Here is a 17,187-nt window from a genome sequence, read left to right on the forward strand (position 1 = left end):
AAGTGCAGAAGGTGATTGGGCATACGCGCATGTTGTAGAGCTCCCTCAGCCTATATCGATGTACCGATCTGATTTAGAGGATCCACTTCAAGCGATTGTCATGAAGCTATTAGCGAAGTCGCCAGCTGCTCGTTATCAAACCGCTTATGGCTTATTGGCTGACTTGAAGCTTTGCACAAGTCAACTGGAGAAGCACGGTAAGCTGCTATCTATTGGTATCGGGCAGATCGATCAATGCAGCCAATTTCAACAACCGTCGAATCCCATTGGTCGTGAATATGTGCTACATGAACTAGAAACCGCTTACGAACAGGCAGCACAAGGATCTTCTGTAAGGGTGAAAGTAAGTGGAGAGGAAGGCGCAGGGAAAAGCTTCCTCATGACACATTTTGTTAGGACCTTGATTAGTCGCGGCGAGCAAGTGATGACAGTAGTATGTCGAGACGGTGAGCAGACTCCTCCGTATGCTCCTATTCTACAAGTGATTGGGCAAGGATTTGAGCAGATCTGGTGTGAGGATGCTGAGACGATAGCAACCGTAACAAGTTATCTAGAGCGAGAGCTTGGACGGGATGTGGCTCATATCCATTCGTTATTGCCAGAGACAGCAGTATTATTAGGCTTGGCCTCGAATGGGACGACCCCTTCTCCGCTGAATGAATCGCAGACCAAGGAAGCTCTGTTAGTTGTTCTCCGAAGTTTCATGACGTACTGTAAACCGTTAGTGCTGTGGATAGATGATCTGGATCGGGCGGATCCCGGCACACTGGATGTCATCAACAGCTTGCTGCAGCAGCAATTCAAATCTGGAATATTGCTGATTGAAACACAGGGTATGGTTATCGAGTTGAGCAATCGTAACTCCACAGATAATTCGAGCGATGCCGAAGTATCAACAGGGTATACGAAGCAGATAAAGCTAGAGCCATTCGTTTATGATGATGTGCGACAATGGATGATCGCGACTGTTCATGAGGATTCAACTAGGGTACGTGTGCTTGCCAGATGGGTATATGATCTGACTACAGGAAATCCTAGCGCTATCCGAAAGCTGCTTCAGCAATGGATAGCCCAGAAGAAGCTGGTATTTGATGAGCTTCAGCAGCGCTGGACATGGGATCAAGTGTTGAATGAGATGCTGCATGAGCCGAACAGCCAGACACAGCGTTTATACGAAGAAGGACTTCATCGACTGGATGAGCGTACACAGCAGTTGCTGGTGATTGCCTCCGTATGCGGTATGCGATTTAGCTCGTCCATTATCAACGATGTATGTGGCAGTTCGCACTCGTTGACGCTGTCATTGTTGGCGTCTGCGGAGAGTGAAGGGCTCATCTACCGTGATGATGAGGAAGTTGTCGGAGATGAACAGGGTAGAGATTATTTATTCATGCATACCCAGTTGCAAATTATGCTGTATAAGCTTCTTGAGGGAAGTTATGAGCAGTGGCATTATAAGATTGGATTGATCTATAAAAACCGCCTAGCGGTTGCTTCACCAGAGGATGTAGTGCGAGCCACTTACCATTGGAACCGTTGTCTGGATCAGCTCTCGACGGAGGATCAGCGGGTGCTGGCACAATTCAATACTCAGATGTGTGTGCGGATGAATAAACAGAGGAAGTACCTGGATGCCAAAGCTTATGCGGAAACAGCCATATCTTTGATGGAGCAATTAGGGGAGCCGATAACCATTCGTTATCGCTGCTATACGGAGCTAGCTTATAGCGAATATATGCGCGGCAATATGGATCAGATGCGTGCGCACTTTCAATATTTGATGCAATATGCGGATCAACTAGGACGAGAAGAGCGAGTTAATCTTGCAATTTCCAAGACTGAGATGTTCGTGTTCAAGAACAACGCAGAAGCGATCCGGAATGGTCAGATTGTATTAGCCGAATATGACTGGTTCTTACCGAAACGTGCGTCGATGTGGACGTTATTGTCTGAAGTGGTGCGTACTCAGCTTGTTCTTCGGCGCAGCCGCGATGAGCTGAGTAAGCTGCCGTCGAATACGGATGCTGACTACGAGTTATTAAATCGTTTGCTCCTAATCCTAAGTGTACCGCTGCTGTCTGAACGACCCATTGAGCAGATTGTGTTAAGCGCTCGATTCATTCGCTATGGACTCAAGTTAGGGATGAATGAATTTTTCTTATGTAATATCGGGTTGTATGAGCTGATCTTGCAGAGAGGGGCGCCATGGCTATATCGGCTTCTACCGACAGAAGCACTGCAGATGCTGCAATCGACTACCGCAGCGCTTGAGGTTCATCAGTATCGCTTACCGCTGATCTATGCGATGTCTATTCAGCATAGGAGTCCCCGGGAAGCGACGAATTATTTGATGAAATCGATGCGCCGATCGATGGAATACGGCGATGTAACGATGGCGAATCTGTCGATAATCGTTGTCTTGTTAACCTATTATGATAGTGTTCACGGATTAATGGAACTCATATCGTACATCGAGCTTGAAGCACAGCATATGATCGATGAGAAGACGTTGGAAGTACTCAAGTCGACCAAATCTTATTGTGAAGCGTTGCAGGACGAAAGCTTGCAAATGCATTATATCACGCCTGCTAGTCATTCTGGTCAACGTGAGGAAGACAATTATACTTGTATTTGCAAGCTTGAGGTAGCTTATTATGCTGGTCAATATCGTGATGCGTTGGATTGGGCTCGCCGCGGCAAAGCGATAGAGTTGAAGTTCGATTGGATGCAGAATCGTAAGCTTAGGTTATTCGAAGCGTTGTCCGGTGCAGCGCTATATCCGAAGGTGACATTGGGTGAACAAAGGGACATTGTCCGAATGTTGCGGAAGCTGAAACGTCACATGAAGAAATGGTCGGGCTACTGGGGATATCAGTCGTCATCTTATCTACTGATTCTCGCAGAATGGAAGCGCATTGCTGGTAAAGGACAAGAGGCCGTACGCATGTATGAAGCTGCTATCGCGAAGGCGAAGGAGGAACAGTACCCATTAATGGAAGCAATCGCAGGTGAGCGATTGTATGATTACTATGTACAGTCAGGAAGCCCATCAGGTGCGGTTGTATCCTTGATGGATGCATGTACAGCGTACTTCAAATGGGGATTGATAGCGAAGGTGAATGCTGTGAAACAGCAGTATCCTGATTTGTGGTGGTACACGTCCAGTAGTCAGGAGCAATCTCAATCACAGAATCCACTGCCTTCTGAATTGCAGACAGGAACGCTTTCGGGTGAAGTCAATCATGGCGTGCATCCCGGAACGGAGGTTCACATCCTATCCCAGATCGCACGATGGACAGACATAGGGTCTGACGATTTACTAGAGCAGTTTTTGGATACGGCGATTCGGCAACTGGGGGCAGACCGCGGGTGCATTTTGAAGTGTGAGGGAGAGCAATTTCAGGTACATGTACAAGCTGGAGGACAGGCTCTGGCTGATGAGCTCGAATTCCCTTTATATTTGTGTCGGTATGTCAGAATGTCGGGTCGACCCGTATTATTGGAGGATGCGTCAACAAGTCGCTATATGAGAGATCCTTATATTGCTCGATTTATACCAGCTTCGATCGTCTGTATGCGTATCGGTAAGCCATACGAAGGCGCAGATTGGCTATTGTATATCGAAAATGCACAAGTTTCTGGAGTTTTTACGGAGCAAAGTCTTCATGTGCTGGAGCTGATGATTACCCGATTGACGTATTTGTACTGGATCCAGCATGATCAAACCATGGATCTGGCTAAGCGTCCAACACCGGTTGAGACTCCGTTCAAGCTCGAGCCGGCGGATAAGCTAATCGAATCGCTCACTCAGCGGGAGACTGAGGTGTTACAAGCGCTGGCTGCAGGATTTTCAAATAAAGAGATTGCCGAAAGTTTAGGAATTTCGCATGATACAGTCAAAAAGCACATCTCCAATCTGTATGGCAAACTTGGTGTTAAACGACGTGGGCAAGCGATTGCCCGAGCGAAGGAATTGAATCTCATATAAAGCTGAACACACCCTTGAAGTGATGCAGTGTCGGGGGTGTGTTCTTTTTTTTGACAAAAATCGACGTCTACTACTTTTGGGTGATTGCTATGAAGCGGCCTGATGGTATAGTAGCACCCATATGTCCTGGGCAGCCAGGGCGATATCAGATGGATATGACAGATGGAGGTTATGCGGCGGGGAATGGCGGAGATTATTACATGACTACCGTTGCGGGCAATGGCAACATATCGAAAAGCGGCGAAAATATCCCTGCGACAACGGCTGATCTATACTATCCAACCGACGTGGCGACGGATAGACGGATAGTATGGGAAGCCTCTTTATCGCGGAGCCCAATTATAATCGTATTCGTAAAGTAGATGCGGTTACCGGGCTGATCAGCACCGTGGCGGGCACGGGTTTTTATGGCAGTTCCGTCGTAGACGGAACAAGGCTGGCGACAGAAACAAACTTGTACAATCCAATTGGAGTCGCGGTGGACAGTAATAACAATCTCTATATTGCAGATGCTGGAAACAATAGGGTTCTGAAGCTGGGCTCTAATCAAAAGGTTTCACGGGTGTGGAACGGAAATTCCGTAACGGGAATCGCTCTGGACAGTGCTGATCGATTATACATTATCGAACAGCAGCAAATAGGCAGCACCTTCACCTTTAATTATCGTGTATTGAGAACCGATGGCGTCACGGATACGGGTACGAATAGTGCCTGTCTGGTAGCGGGTACCTCTTCTACTCATACAGCTTGCGTCGCAAACTCGGCTGCAACGCAAGAAGCGCTGAATGGCTCAAACGCCATCGCATTGGACAACGCCGGCAATCTCTACATCGCCGATTCGGGTAATCATCGCGTTTAGAAAGTGGCCTCTGCTGGAAGCCTCACGACGGTAGCGGGGATAAAGGGAGTGACAGGAAGCGATGGAGATGGAGGAGCGGCGTCGGCAGCTCATTTGAAATTGCCTACCGGGGTCGCATTGGATCCTGCGGGCAATCTGTATATTACGGATAGAGATAATAGTAAAATCCGTAAAGTGACTTATAAGGACTGACTAACGCTACTGATAACCAGAATGATGAAGAAAGTATATATTCCAATAATCAATCTAGTATTCAAAGCAATGAATTTGTATATAACAAACGAGTTCACATCGAAATGGAAGAAAAGGTAACAGGTACTCGCATTTGTTTCCAATGCTTCAGCAGGAGGTCAATGAAGATATGAGTCGAATGATCTGGCTGACGGGTCTATCGGGTTCAGGTAAGTCCACTCTTGCAGAGGCACTGAGACCGCTTATTGAAAATTGTCACATTCTAGATGGTGATGTTCTGAGGAGAGGAATCAATCAGGATCTTCAATTCAGCGAAGAGGATCGATTGGAAGCCGGTAGAAGAATCGGCGAGATTGGCAAGATTCTGCTGGATGCCAAGCTGAATGTAATCGTCGCCTCGATCTCTCCGTTCCGCTCTACGCGCGATAAGGTTCGTTCTCTCATTGGGGAATCTTACATGGAAGTTTACGTTCGATGTCCTTTGAAAGTGTGCGAGGAACGGGATCCCAAGGGGTTATATAAACAAGCGAGAGCTGGTCAAATTAAGCATTTCACGGGAATAGATTCCCCATATGAGGAGCCTATCCAACCGGATGTAATCGTGGAGACGGATAAGCTCAGCTTAGAGGAATGCGTGTCGAAGATTATTCAATGCCTATCACCCGCTTATTAACAAGAAGGTACGGATCTTTGCAACTTAGAGGGATTTGGGGGATCGGCAAATGGGGTTCACAGAGAACTTGATGAAACGAGTTCGGAGTCGAAGTAATTCGAATGACCACTTGAACCTAATCAGGCAATATAGCGATCCGCTAAAGCATGTTCGTGACGAGGAGCTTAGCCATTTCGTTAGTCAATTACGCGGAACCGATTCTATTGCATTAGACGATGAAGTGCGGATCTACCGTTTGTTCGCTGCCGTTAAAGAAGCGGTAAAGCGGGTTCATGGCTTTGTGTTGCATGATGTGCAGCTCACGGGCGGATTGAGAATGGCACAGGGTCATATCGTAGAGATGGCCACGGGCGAGGGCAAAACCGTTACGTTAACATTGCCCGCCAGTTGGTATGCCCTCCAAAATCAAGGCGTTCATGTGATGACGGCGAATGCCTACTTGGCTGAACGCGACTACAATCAAATGAAGCCTGTATACGAAATGCTAGGCTTGAGCGTGGGACTCAATTTAAGCGGAATGGAAATAGAAGAGAAGAAACAAGCGTATCGGCAAGATATTACCTATGGCGTCTTTAACGAATTCGGGTTTGATTATTTAAGAGATCATCTCGTATACAACGGCAAACATAGAGTTCAGCGGGCTCTATCTTACGCGATAGTAGACGAAGCGGACAATGTATTGATCGACGAAGGCAAGACGCCGTTGATTGTTGCCGACCTTAAGGATACCCCGTCGGAGTGGTATACGATTTGTGCCGAATTGGTTGGGAACTACAAGATCGATGACGATTATGAACTGGATTTCACAGCGAAGCAGGTAACCTTAACCGATGCCGGCACTCTGCGTGCGGAGAGGTTTCTCGAGATCGATAACCTGTTTGATCTAGCTCATGCGAATGTCTTACATATATTAGATCAAAGTCTGCAGGCTCATTATATGATGAATCGCGATGCCGACTATATCGTCGAAGATCAAACGATGAAAATTATCGATTCGTTTACCGGAAGGGTCCTTGAAGGACGATTGTTCAACGAAGGGCTGCATCAGGCCATCGAAGCGAAGGAAAGAATCCCGCTTTCGCCCGAGAATAAAGTTCTAGCGGAAATTTCGGTTCAACAATATTTCTCAATGTATGAACGCTTGATCGGAATGACAGGGACGATTAAGACGGATGAAGAGGAAGTCAAGCAACGGTTCGGATTGTCGATATCGATCATTCCGACAGCCAAGCCGGTTCAGCGCAAGGATGAGCGGGATCTCATTGTGGCATCGAGGCAGGAGAAATTGGAGGCTGTTCTTCGCGAAGTCAAAGCCTGCCATATCACTGGCCAGCCTGTTCTAATTGGCACAACGACGATCGCACAATCCGAAGTACTCGCTGAACGGTTGAAGGAAGCAGCTATTCCATTCCGGTTGTTGAATGCGAAGAACGAGCAGGAAGAGTCGGGGATCGTAGCCAATGCCGGACAGTACGGAGCGATCACGATAGCTACCAACATGGCAGGAAGAGGAACCGACATTCGAATCGGTGAAGGGATAGCTGAACTAGGGGGACTGTATGTTATCGGCACGGAGCGTCATGAAAGCAGACGGATCGACAATCAGCTGCGTGGGCGGGCGGGCCGACAGGGCGACCCCGGCCGATCCCGGTTTATTGTGTCACTGGAAGACGAATTGATCCTCCGTTATACGGAAAATGAATCGGAACGAGATGTGAATGGCAATAGAGCCGAATTATTATTCAGGCAAGCTCAGCTCCGGGCGGAGAATCGTACGAAGGAGATTCGTTCTTTTCTATCCCGTATCGACTCGATTGTTCACGAACAGCGTCAGTTGATCTACGGTCATCGGAACGAGCTGTGGAAGAAAGGCTCCCTGATCGCGTTTCTGAATCAACATGTTGTCGAATATATTCAAGCTTGTTCGCCTAAATCTATGTCGGAGCTTCAACTAGAACAATGGTCTCATGACTGGAAGGCTGCTCTTCAATCTCCCCGATTTCTACAATTTAGGCCTGTGTGGCATAAGCGATATATGAAGATGCTTGATCGGCACTGGATAAGTCATATGGAGAGACTCAAGGATATGACGTGGAGCGTTCAGTATCATTCTTACGCGCAAGAGGATCCGATTCGAGTGTTTCGTCATACGGCTTATGAACAGTTCGCGGAAATGCAGCAGCATATGACAAGACAAATCGGTACATGGATGCTTACGGAAGCTTTACCGAACTTGCTGCATGGGAAAAGGAGACAAGCATGGCAAACGCACACGGGATAGAAGTCAGTCATCGGAAAGTGGAAATGGTGTTGCCTGAGAGGCAAACGATTTATTCGGATGTAGATGTCGAAGGAATTTACTTGATAGCCACGAACAGAGGTCTGTTCCTCATTCGCGACCATACTTTGTATTTGTTGCTGCGAGGAAATTTCTACGGAATCGCCCGTCACGGGCATTTCTTGTACGTCTATGAGTCGGTTGGGAAAGTCGGCAGAATATTGAAATTGGATAGCGGACGCAATCTGGAAATCGATGCCAAAGCAGAGATCGCATTTGCCGATTTGCCCGGGTGGATTCATCAAATCGACATGATCGATGACAGCCTGTTTATGACAGACACGCCGAATAACCGGATTATTGAGTGGAGCTTTCAGAAAGAGAGCTGGTTTGAATACTACCCGCTCGGCAAGCTGTCCGAGCAAGAGGCTTCCCCCAATTATGGACATATGAACTCGATATACAAGCATAAGGGGTCTACCTATATTGTATGCCATAATCAAACCGCCAAAACCGGCAGACCGAGCGAAATCATAAAGGTGGATGACCAATTCCAGGTCATGGATCGAATCGTAACGGATTCATCCTGCGCGCATAATTTGATTGTCCACCAAGGGATCAGATATCATTGCGACTCCATGAATCAATCGTTGAAGGCGGATGGCAAGGTTGCCTTTACAGCACAGCATTTTACGAGGGGATTATCCATTTCGGATTATCAAATTGTCATGGGGGGCTCTGTCTTTCTGAAACGTGAGGAGCGACAAAATGGCAATGGCCACTTGTATGTACTTAATTCGGATTATACCACTCGTACTTCGTTCCTCATTCCAGGCATGGTTCAAGAAGTTCGCCGATTAGATCAGAAGGACTATTCCTTTTCGATTATAGAAAATTAAGATCCATACAAAAAACGAAGGAGGAATCCGGTTGCGTGCGAATGAAAGCGATTGGCGACCGGTAAAATGACATGATTCGATTTATTAGTTCTGAAGCAAAAGAAAATTCGAAAAAGCTGATGAAAAAAGGGGTAATCCATACGCTGTCTGCAGCGATGGTCCTCAGTCCGATGGTTGTGCTTGTTCCTACTGCGGCTGAGGCTGCCAGTCTGTCCACAGTAGTAGCTGCTGTTCCCACGATTGGAGATGGGTCATCTGCTAATCCTTACATCATTACGTCGCCTCAAGAATTGTTTTATATGAATACCGCTCGTGACAAGTATTATAAACTAGGCGCCAACATCGATCTTGATGAGTATGAGTGGACTCCCATCGGTACTTTTACGGGAACACTAGATGGTCAAGGACACTATGTTCAGAATTTGAAGATTAACACTTATAGGCCAAACGTCGGGCTGTTCGATACTATTGGAGTTGGCGGAACTGTAAAAAATCTAGGTATTTTAAATGCGGTTTTCGCGATTCCAATGAGCGGACAGAATACCGGGGCGGCAGGAATACTGGCTGGAAACAATTCCGGCAGGATTGAGAATTGCCATGTAACAGGACAGATCACGATTTCAGGTGTTAATTTAGACTGGAGCCATAGTTTAGAAAGAAATGACGGCGGTTTGGTCGGACATCATGCCGGAACGATTACAAATAGTTTCGCGCAAGTAGACGTGAAACTATCCGGTTACGCGTACTTTGATTATGGCATAACCGGCGGGCTGACCGGAATAAATGCAGGCAATATCTCCAACAGTTATTTCGTGGGAACCTTGAAGGATGAGGTTAATGAGTATGCTGATTATTATGCGCCGGACGGCATTGCAGCAAAGAACAGTGGCTCCGTTTTGGCGTCATTCTGGGATTCCACGATCGGTGGTAATTTGAATAATGGTTTTGGGGGGACTCCCAAGACAACCGCAGAGATGAAAACCCAAACAACCTATACATCCGATATTGACCCTAATAAAAATTGGGATTTCAACACTGTTTGGGGTATCGATGCAAATATCAATAATTCCTATCCCTATTTGCGGAATCACTGGCCTACAGTTGCAAATGAAGTTGCAGATAGGACGATCAGTCTCTCGGACGGTACGGTAAGCATTGATCTTACCTCATCTTTTTCCGATCCCGATGGTAATCAATTGACGATTGATGGGAAATCCAACGCTAATAGCGTTGTGAGTGTGGTAGTGAACGGGAGGCAACTGTTGTTGACACCGCATTCTCTAGGCACTGCAACCATAATGGCGATAGCTACCACTCCACAAGGTGCAGTCGTTGTGGATTCTTTTGTAGTGACAGTTGCAGCGCAGACTACGGGATCAGTAACAGGCGCCGTATATGGACCTAACAATAGTCCACTTCTCGGGGCAAACGTTGTGATTGGCGGGACCAGTGTGGTTACCGACTCGCAAGGTCAATATACGCTTATTAACGTACCGGCGGGCAGTCAGACGATAAACGTAAGTAAAGCCGGGTACCACAATGGAACAGCTAACGTAACAGTTACAGCGGGACAGAACGTAAATGCAAGCGACATCGTCCTAGCGGCTGTGCAGACAACGGGATCAGTAACAGGTGCAGTATTTGGTCCAGGGAATAGTCCAATTAGCGGAGCGAGCGTCTCGATAGACAGCATTAGTACCGTAACAGATGGTACGGGTCAATATACATTGAGTGACGTACCGGCAGGCAGTCAGACGATAAACGTAAGTAAAGCCGGGTACAACAATGGAACAGCTAACGTAACAGTTACAGCGGGACAGAACGTAAATGCAAGCGACATCGTCCTAGCGGCTGTGCAGACAACGGGATCAGTAACAGGTCAAGTAGTATCTTCTGGCAATAGAATTAGCGGTGCAACCGTCTCGATTGGCGGAATCAGTGTGGCCACCGATGCTCTAGGTCGATATACGCTCAGCAATGTACCGGCGGGCAAACAGACAATAACCGTAACTAAAGCCGGGTACAACAATGAAACAGCTAGCGTTACAGTAATCGCGGAACAGACCGTGAGTGCATTCACCTTCTTCCTAACGGCGGTGCAGACAACAGGAACGGTAACCGGGTTTGTATTTGGGCCAGGCAATAGTCCAATTGATGGGGCAAGCGTCTCAATTGGTAATATCAGTGCTGTAACGGATAGCACAGGTAAATATACGCTGAGCAATGTACTGGCTGGAAGTCAGACGGTCAGCGTAAGCAGCACAGGGTACAACGCAGGGACAGCAACTGTGACGGTTACAGCGGGTCAAAGCGTAAGTGCGGGGAATATTGTCTTAACACCCGTTCAGACTACCGGAACGGTAACTGGTGCGGTGTATGGACCGGGTAATAGTCCAATTAACGGTGCATCCGTCTCGATTGGCGGCATTAGTGCGGTTACCGGTGCCCAAGGCCAATATACGCTTATTAACGTACCGGCGGGCAGTCAGACGATAACCGTAACTAGAGCCGGGTACAACAATGGAACAGCTAACGTAACGGTCACAGCGGGACAGAGCGTGAGTGCAAGCGACATCGTCCTATCCGCGGTGCAAACAACAGGATCGGTAACTGGTGCGGTGTATGGACCGGGTAATAGCCCAATTAGCGGTGCAACCGTCTCGATTGGCGGCAGCAGTGCAGTTACAAGTGCCCAAGGCGAGTATACGCTCAGCAATGTACTGGCGGGCAGTCAGACGATAAACGTAAGTAAAGTCGGGTACAACAATGGAACAGCTAACGTAACGGTTATAGCGGGACAGAGCGTGAGTGCAAGCGATATCGTCCTATCGGTCGTGCAGACAACAGGAACGGTAACTGGTGCGGTATTTGGAACTGACGATGATCCAATTAGCGGTGCAACCGTCTCGATTGGCGGCATCAGTGCGGTTACCGGTGCCCAAGGCCAGTATACGCTCAGCAATGTACCGGCGGGCAGTCAGACGATAAACGTAAGTAAAGCCGGGTACAACAATGAAACAGCTAACGTAACGGTTACAGCGGGACAGAGCGTGAGTGCAAGCGTCATCGTCCTGTCGGTATCGGCCGTGCAGACAACAGGAACGGTAACTGGTGCGGTATTTGGAACTGACGATGATCCAATTAGCGGTGCAACCGTCTCGATTGGCGGCATCAGTGCGGTTACCGGTGCCCAAGGCCAGTATACGCTCAGCAATGTACCGGCGGGCAGTCAGACGATAAACGTAAGTAAAGCCGGGTACAACAATGAAACAGCTAACGTAACGGTTACAGCGGGACAGAGCGTGAGTGCAAGCGTCATCGTCCTGTCGGTATCGGCCGTGCAGACAACAGGAACGGTAACTGGTGCGGTGTATGGACCTAACAATAATCCACTTCTCGGTGCAACCGTTGCGATTGGCGGCATCAGCGTGGTCACCGATGCCCAAGGTCAATATACGCTCGGAAATGTACTGGCGGGCAGTCAGACGATAAACGTAAGTAAAGCCGGGTACAACAATGGAACAGCTAACGTAACGGTTACAGCGGGACAGAGCGTTAGTGCAGGAGTTATTACCCTTAGTGCTGTGACGTCTGGGAATAACAATAATTCAGGCGGTGTAGCCGGCCCGTCCAATCCGACACCAACGGAGCCTGTTAAACCTGTCGATCCCAAGCCTCCTGTAGCAGATGTGTTTAAGAGTTCAGTGGTCAATAACTCGGAATTGGTATCGTTCATCGATTCTAGAGTGCAGCAGGCTAATCAATCCTCGGCTTCGGTGCAACTGTCGGATATTAATGGGCACTGGGCGGAACAGACGATTCGTACTTTCGTAAAGTTGGGTCTCATTCAGGGCTACAATGGCCAATTCAAACCTGATGGCGACATCACTCGCGCTGAGCTTGCAACGATTCTAGTTAAAGCGTTTGATATTCAGGCAGGTACAGGAACAAACGCAACGTTTACGGACATAAATGGTCACTGGGGCGAGGGGGCTATTCTGATACTCGCTCAAGCAGGGGTAATTAATGGTTATAAGGATTCGACGTTTAAGCCCGACCAAGCCATTTCTCGGGAAGAGATGGTAGCTATGCTGCTCCGCATCGTAAACATAAGCGCCTTAACGAAGGATAGTGCGAAGGGCAACTTTGCAGACTTGTCCAATTCCTTCGCGGCAGCAGAAATTAAGGAAGCAGCTCAAGCAGGTATTATCGATGGCAAATCCAAAGATAAGTTTGATCCGAAGAGCGATACCACGCGTGCAGAAGCTTTAACCATCATTAAGAATGTATTGAGCCTCAACTCGGAACTCAAGAAATTATTGGATTCATTGAATTAATTCTATTGATGGGGCGCCCGGAAGGGCGCTCTTTTCTGTGAACACGAATGAAGAAGCCTCTTAAAAGCTAAGCTTAGCTAGCACCTTACAGGGGTTTTGTGGGCAGTAGTGCCTCCTCTTGCACCCAAGGACTCCCACTTGCGATACCTGTGGCTGTGGGCAAACTATCCTTCTCCTGCGTCCACTCCCCGGAACCTGCATGCTCCTGCTGTGGGCGACTTAAACCTAGGGGGTAGCAGGATCACCAACTAAAGTTAAGCCAAGTGCCCCCAAAAGTGCTCGTCCACTTGCTCCGCACGAAAGGGGAGGCCACGCTTGTTTGTGGACGGACAGAAGCAAAGGGGACGATTCAACTTACATGGATTGTTTCGGGGGCTTCCGGGTTGCCCGATCTGTGGACGACTCTAGGTACTCTGCAACTGCTTTTTCTCGCCACTTGTTTGCAAGCTGTTTGCAAGGATTTCAATGGAAAGGAAAGTGCTAGATTGAGCAATGGCAATTATTTTGAAGAGAAAGATGTAAGGATTATTAAGGAGGAGGTGCTTGATTATATCAATAGGAAGGATAGAAAGTTATCAGTTGATACGGTGCAGAGATATCTTGACGACATTGATTTTTTTCTAAGCGAATATATCTTAGGGAAAGTCATGAAAGGTGATCACGTAAGTTGCCTATCGTCTAGTGTTCTGAAGCATTATTTTAGTAAACCCAGAAGCAATACTGCACCAACCGCGATTGCAATACTTATTACTTTGTGGGAAGAACAAGGCCGATTAGAATTAAAATTTTCATTAGATACTAAAAGGAAGCTATCTAAATATGTGGTAATTAATGTGGAGGAACTTAATTTTCTCGAAGCAAAAGATATTGAATTTATATTCGGGAATTCTGTAGATTTCAATCCTAATGATATTGAAAAGAAGATAATATATCCTGTTATCTGGGGACTTTGTGTCTATTGCGGGCTAGAGCAATCTCACATTAAATTGTTGACGGTATCAGACATCAATATACCAGGGAAATTAATAAGGAATATTCGCTCCGATACAGATGATACACTAATCAAATGGATAAAAATCAACGATGATGTATTAATAGAAAACCTAGAAAGATATATGACGTATAGAAGAACTCTAGATCTTAAGACGGAAACCTTTATATTGTATAAGGGTAAAGAACCTAAAGACCTTAATAAATTTTTCTCGATGCTAAGGGACAGATCTAGGAATAGTGACAATCTATCTACAACAGTTGATGCACAGAAGCTCGTGCGTACTGGGGTCTTGTTGGCTTTATTAAGATTTGAGGGGAAAACAGCTATTGAATACATAAGAATTCATGGGGTTCAAAAGAGTACTCAATTGAATAATGCCCTTATAGAGTATATGACAATTAAGAATAGTCAGGAAAGTTACTTTCAAGACTAAGAGGTACCCCACTTATTAAAAAGTAGAGTTACATACCTTGTCCGCCTGGATGTTCTAATTTTATGATTTCTATAAACATAGCATTAACTTGCCGCCACAGCTTTGGCGGCTTTTTTGCACTCATTTTTGAGAGGAGAGATTCATATGACTCAAGCAACAGCAACACGTGAACGACTGACTTCCGTCGTAGTGTCCATGCACCATTCGCTCGATTATTACTTCAACGTTTTCCTTCGCGCTAAGCAGACAGAGGGCTTGAAGCCCCGGACGCTGAACGACCATAAAAGTCACTACCGTTACCTTCAACGATGGCTGATAGAACGTTACTCAACGCTTAAGCTGGATGAACTCACCGCCGACCACGTGCGCCAGTACGTCCAACACATGCTTTCCGAGCAGCACCTGTACGCTAGCCATCCAACTCTGCAAAACCACAACACTGCCAAAGGTTTGTCGCCAGCCACAGTAAACATACGCACCCGGACGCTCAAGTGCTTCTTACGTTTCCTCCACACCGAAGGTTACCTCTCAACCGACCTAGCTTCCCGTGTTAAACTGAAAAAGGTCAAGGAGGACACGATAGGTGCTTTCACAATGGAGCAGGTTCTTCAACTACTTAGCGCGCCCAGCCAGAGGGAGTATGTTGGTTTTCGTGACTATGTGTTGCTCACCTTGTTGCTGGACACCGGACTTCGGATAAACGAAGCGCTTAGCCTTAACATAGACGACCTGAACATTGTCAACAAAACGATTACCGTTCGTGCTACCGTCGCCAAGAACGGCACATCAAGGGTTGTACCTGTAACCAAACGTACCGTAGAGCTTCTCGCCGCACTCATCCAAGAGAATCAGAAGCAGTTCGGCAAACGCTACCCTTCCACCCTGTTCCTGCTGAACAGTGGCAAGCCTTTAACCTACAACCAAGCGTACGAACGTATCCGTCTCCACGACGACAAAGCAGGCATCACAGGCGTTCGGGTTTCTCCGCATACGTTCCGGCATACTTTCGCTAAACTGTACATCAAGAATGGCGGCGACCTGTTCACCCTGCAAAAGATACTCGGACACCACGATATCAGCATGGTACGCAAGTATGTCCAGATGAGCCAACGGGACCTGCAAGAACAACACGAACAAAGCAGTCCGCTCGTCGGCGTGTAGTTAGGACAAGTACAGAAGCCGGGTAATAACTCCAAACATTCTAACCTCAAAACTATAACTGAACCATTCATAATCGGGGTTGTTTTGATGGTTTCGGATTGCTTTTCGTAACGTCGCTTTTGCGGTCGTGTGTTTAAGTATCTTCAGACAGTAGAATGTGGGTATGAGAGTAGATATTCCCTATGGTTGCACACGACATGGCAAACGATGTAGTGAAAGAATCTCTAGTGTTTATTGTACTATCGTGGATTTTGTTTGTGGAATAGAAGCTGACTTGTCAGGTGTTCCAACAGCCGAGCGACAATCAGATAGGCTGTCGAGGCGAGTCCATCGGTTTTCAGAGGCATTTGCTTGTCCTTGTGCTCCTAAGCGTAGCCAAGGGAGACTGTTAAACATGGACGTTGGCATATCCTCCGACCCCCTATCTTGGAGTTCTAGAACCCTCTTTATATATGGGGTCGGGAGAAGATAGAAGTATGAGGTCGGAAAAGCTGGGATGCAGTAGAAAGTAAGTACTGGACATAACTATACTCTGAAGGCAGAGCATGGCGTGAATCCGCGGACAACAGTTCTAACGGCTCAGTCAGATTGGAGTGGACAGGGTACTGGATATACTTCGAAACTAGAACTATGTCCACGCCAAGAACCCTAGCCCACGACGACGAGACGATGCTGGACAATCTGGACATACTTCTGAGCAATAGATATTTGCCTTGGAACCGAACTGTAAAGTGCAATCGGCAGCGCAACGAACATATTATTCTTAAAAGAGTAAGAAAACCGGACAAATACCCCAACAAAATACTCAAAAAAACCATAAAAACGTATTTGTCTCATGGGCGGCATGATGTAATAAGGGCTGAGCCCTTGCGTAGCAAGGGATTTTCCTCGGGGCAACACTGATTGCCCACATTTTTCCTACATTCTGTAAAATGAAAACACTGTAGAGTGATGAATGATCTGTGACCCGAAAGATGGACACTTTGAAAAAAGTGACCTCTCTCGGGTCACAGATCAGAAAATTGCTTTACGGTGTTTTCTCTTTTTAAACATTTAAGAAGGCTTCATATAGTGAGGGCTCAAATTGAATGACGGATCGCACGAACGGGGTGTTCTCTCCTAAATTTACCTATCATTAAGGATTCCCCTTCAATTGTTATTGGAAAGTGTGGTATACATATTAATAATAATAGAATTGTTGACATGGATAAGAGGAGCCTTCATGACCATCCACCAAGAAACTACACTCCATGAATGGGTATCGGTTTCTCCATTAGCCATTCATGATTTTCTCGATATTTCGGTAATGTTAACTGAAATGGTATACAACATACATAAACAGAATGAGACGATTGGCGCATTAAATCCTAAGA

General features: G+C 46.9%; 11 protein-coding genes. 10 read left to right on the top strand and 1 reads right to left on the bottom strand.

All coding sequences use genetic code 11. From position 1 onward, the window contains the following. From M1K58_RS29035 to M1K58_RS29080, 10 genes are all read left to right on the top strand, one after another. A partial coding sequence (locus M1K58_RS29035) for a helix-turn-helix transcriptional regulator (RefSeq protein ID WP_256762410.1) occupies window positions 1-3,988 on the top strand: 3,988 nt, incomplete at its 5' end. 149 nt (window positions 3,989-4,137) lie between these two features. Further along, window positions 4,138-4,350 carry a hypothetical protein gene (locus M1K58_RS29040; protein WP_256762412.1) on the top strand — a complete coding sequence of 71 codons (213 nt, stop codon included), beginning with the start codon at window positions 4,138-4,140 and terminating at the stop codon, window positions 4,348-4,350. Further along, entirely contained in the window at window positions 4,299-4,847 is a 549-nt protein-coding gene (locus M1K58_RS29045) for an NHL repeat-containing protein (protein ID WP_256762414.1), read from the top strand. Before M1K58_RS29040 ends, M1K58_RS29045 begins: the two co-directional genes overlap by 52 nt. A 48-nt stretch (window positions 4,848-4,895) precedes the next feature. After that, window positions 4,896-5,039 carry a hypothetical protein gene (locus M1K58_RS29825; RefSeq protein ID WP_256762416.1) on the top strand — a complete coding sequence of 48 codons (144 nt, stop codon included), beginning with the start codon at window positions 4,896-4,898 and terminating at the stop codon, window positions 5,037-5,039. Window positions 5,040-5,181: 142 nt separating this feature from the next. Continuing rightward, window positions 5,182-5,712 (top strand): adenylyl-sulfate kinase, encoded by a 531-nt coding sequence (cysC, locus tag M1K58_RS29055; protein ID WP_256762429.1) that lies wholly within the window; start codon window positions 5,182-5,184, stop codon window positions 5,710-5,712. 49 nt (window positions 5,713-5,761) lie between these two features. After that, window positions 5,762-7,993: a preprotein translocase subunit SecA gene (locus M1K58_RS29060; RefSeq protein ID WP_256762418.1), complete on the top strand. Its 2,232-nt coding sequence runs from the start codon at window positions 5,762-5,764 to the stop codon at window positions 7,991-7,993. Further along, window positions 7,972-8,889 carry a hypothetical protein gene (locus M1K58_RS29065; RefSeq protein WP_256762420.1) on the top strand — a complete coding sequence of 306 codons (918 nt, stop codon included), beginning with the start codon at window positions 7,972-7,974 and terminating at the stop codon, window positions 8,887-8,889. The genes M1K58_RS29060 and M1K58_RS29065 overlap by 22 nt, the downstream gene beginning before the upstream one ends. A gap of 71 nt (window positions 8,890-8,960) precedes the next feature. Continuing rightward, entirely contained in the window at window positions 8,961-13,226 is a 4,266-nt protein-coding gene (locus M1K58_RS29070) for a carboxypeptidase regulatory-like domain-containing protein (protein WP_256762422.1), read from the top strand. Window positions 13,227-13,609: 383 nt separating this feature from the next. Beyond that, entirely contained in the window at window positions 13,610-14,653 is a 1,044-nt protein-coding gene (locus tag M1K58_RS29075) for a hypothetical protein (RefSeq protein WP_256762423.1), read from the top strand. 144 nt (window positions 14,654-14,797) lie between these two features. Continuing rightward, a complete protein-coding gene (locus M1K58_RS29080; protein ID WP_256762425.1) occupies window positions 14,798-15,814 on the top strand; it encodes a tyrosine-type recombinase/integrase in 1,017 nt (338 codons plus the stop codon). A 231-nt stretch (window positions 15,815-16,045) separates the two neighbouring features. Here the strand turns inward: M1K58_RS29080 and M1K58_RS29085 are convergent, their stop codons facing one another. After that, the gene (locus M1K58_RS29085) at window positions 16,046-16,222 is read right to left on the bottom strand and encodes a hypothetical protein (RefSeq protein WP_256762427.1); all 177 of its coding nucleotides are present in this window, start codon (window positions 16,220-16,222) and stop codon (window positions 16,046-16,048) included. Window positions 16,223-17,187 lie beyond the last annotated feature (965 nt).

This window comes from Cohnella sp. WQ 127256 (assembly GCF_024519285.1).
GTDB lineage: Bacteria > Bacillota > Bacilli > Paenibacillales > Paenibacillaceae > Cohnella.

Excerpts from the sequence above, each read along its gene's own strand:
- M1K58_RS29060 (WP_256762418.1), top strand. The coding sequence starts at position 5,762 with ATGGGGTTCACAGAGAACTTGATGAAACGAGTTCGGAGTCGAAGTAAT.
- M1K58_RS29070 (WP_256762422.1), top strand. The coding sequence starts at position 8,961 with ATGATTCGATTTATTAGTTCTGAAGCAAAAGAAAATTCGAAAAAGCTG.
- M1K58_RS29065 (WP_256762420.1), top strand. The coding sequence starts at position 7,972 with ATGGCAAACGCACACGGGATAGAAGTCAGTCATCGGAAAGTGGAAATG.
- cysC (WP_256762429.1), top strand. The coding sequence starts at position 5,182 with ATGCTTCAGCAGGAGGTCAATGAAGATATGAGTCGAATGATCTGGCTG.
- M1K58_RS29040 (WP_256762412.1), top strand. The coding sequence starts at position 4,138 with ATGGATATGACAGATGGAGGTTATGCGGCGGGGAATGGCGGAGATTAT.
- M1K58_RS29045 (WP_256762414.1), top strand. The coding sequence starts at position 4,299 with ATGGGAAGCCTCTTTATCGCGGAGCCCAATTATAATCGTATTCGTAAA.
- M1K58_RS29080 (WP_256762425.1), top strand. The coding sequence starts at position 14,798 with ATGACTCAAGCAACAGCAACACGTGAACGACTGACTTCCGTCGTAGTG.
- M1K58_RS29085 (WP_256762427.1), bottom strand. The coding sequence starts at position 16,222 with ATGCCAACGTCCATGTTTAACAGTCTCCCTTGGCTACGCTTAGGAGCA.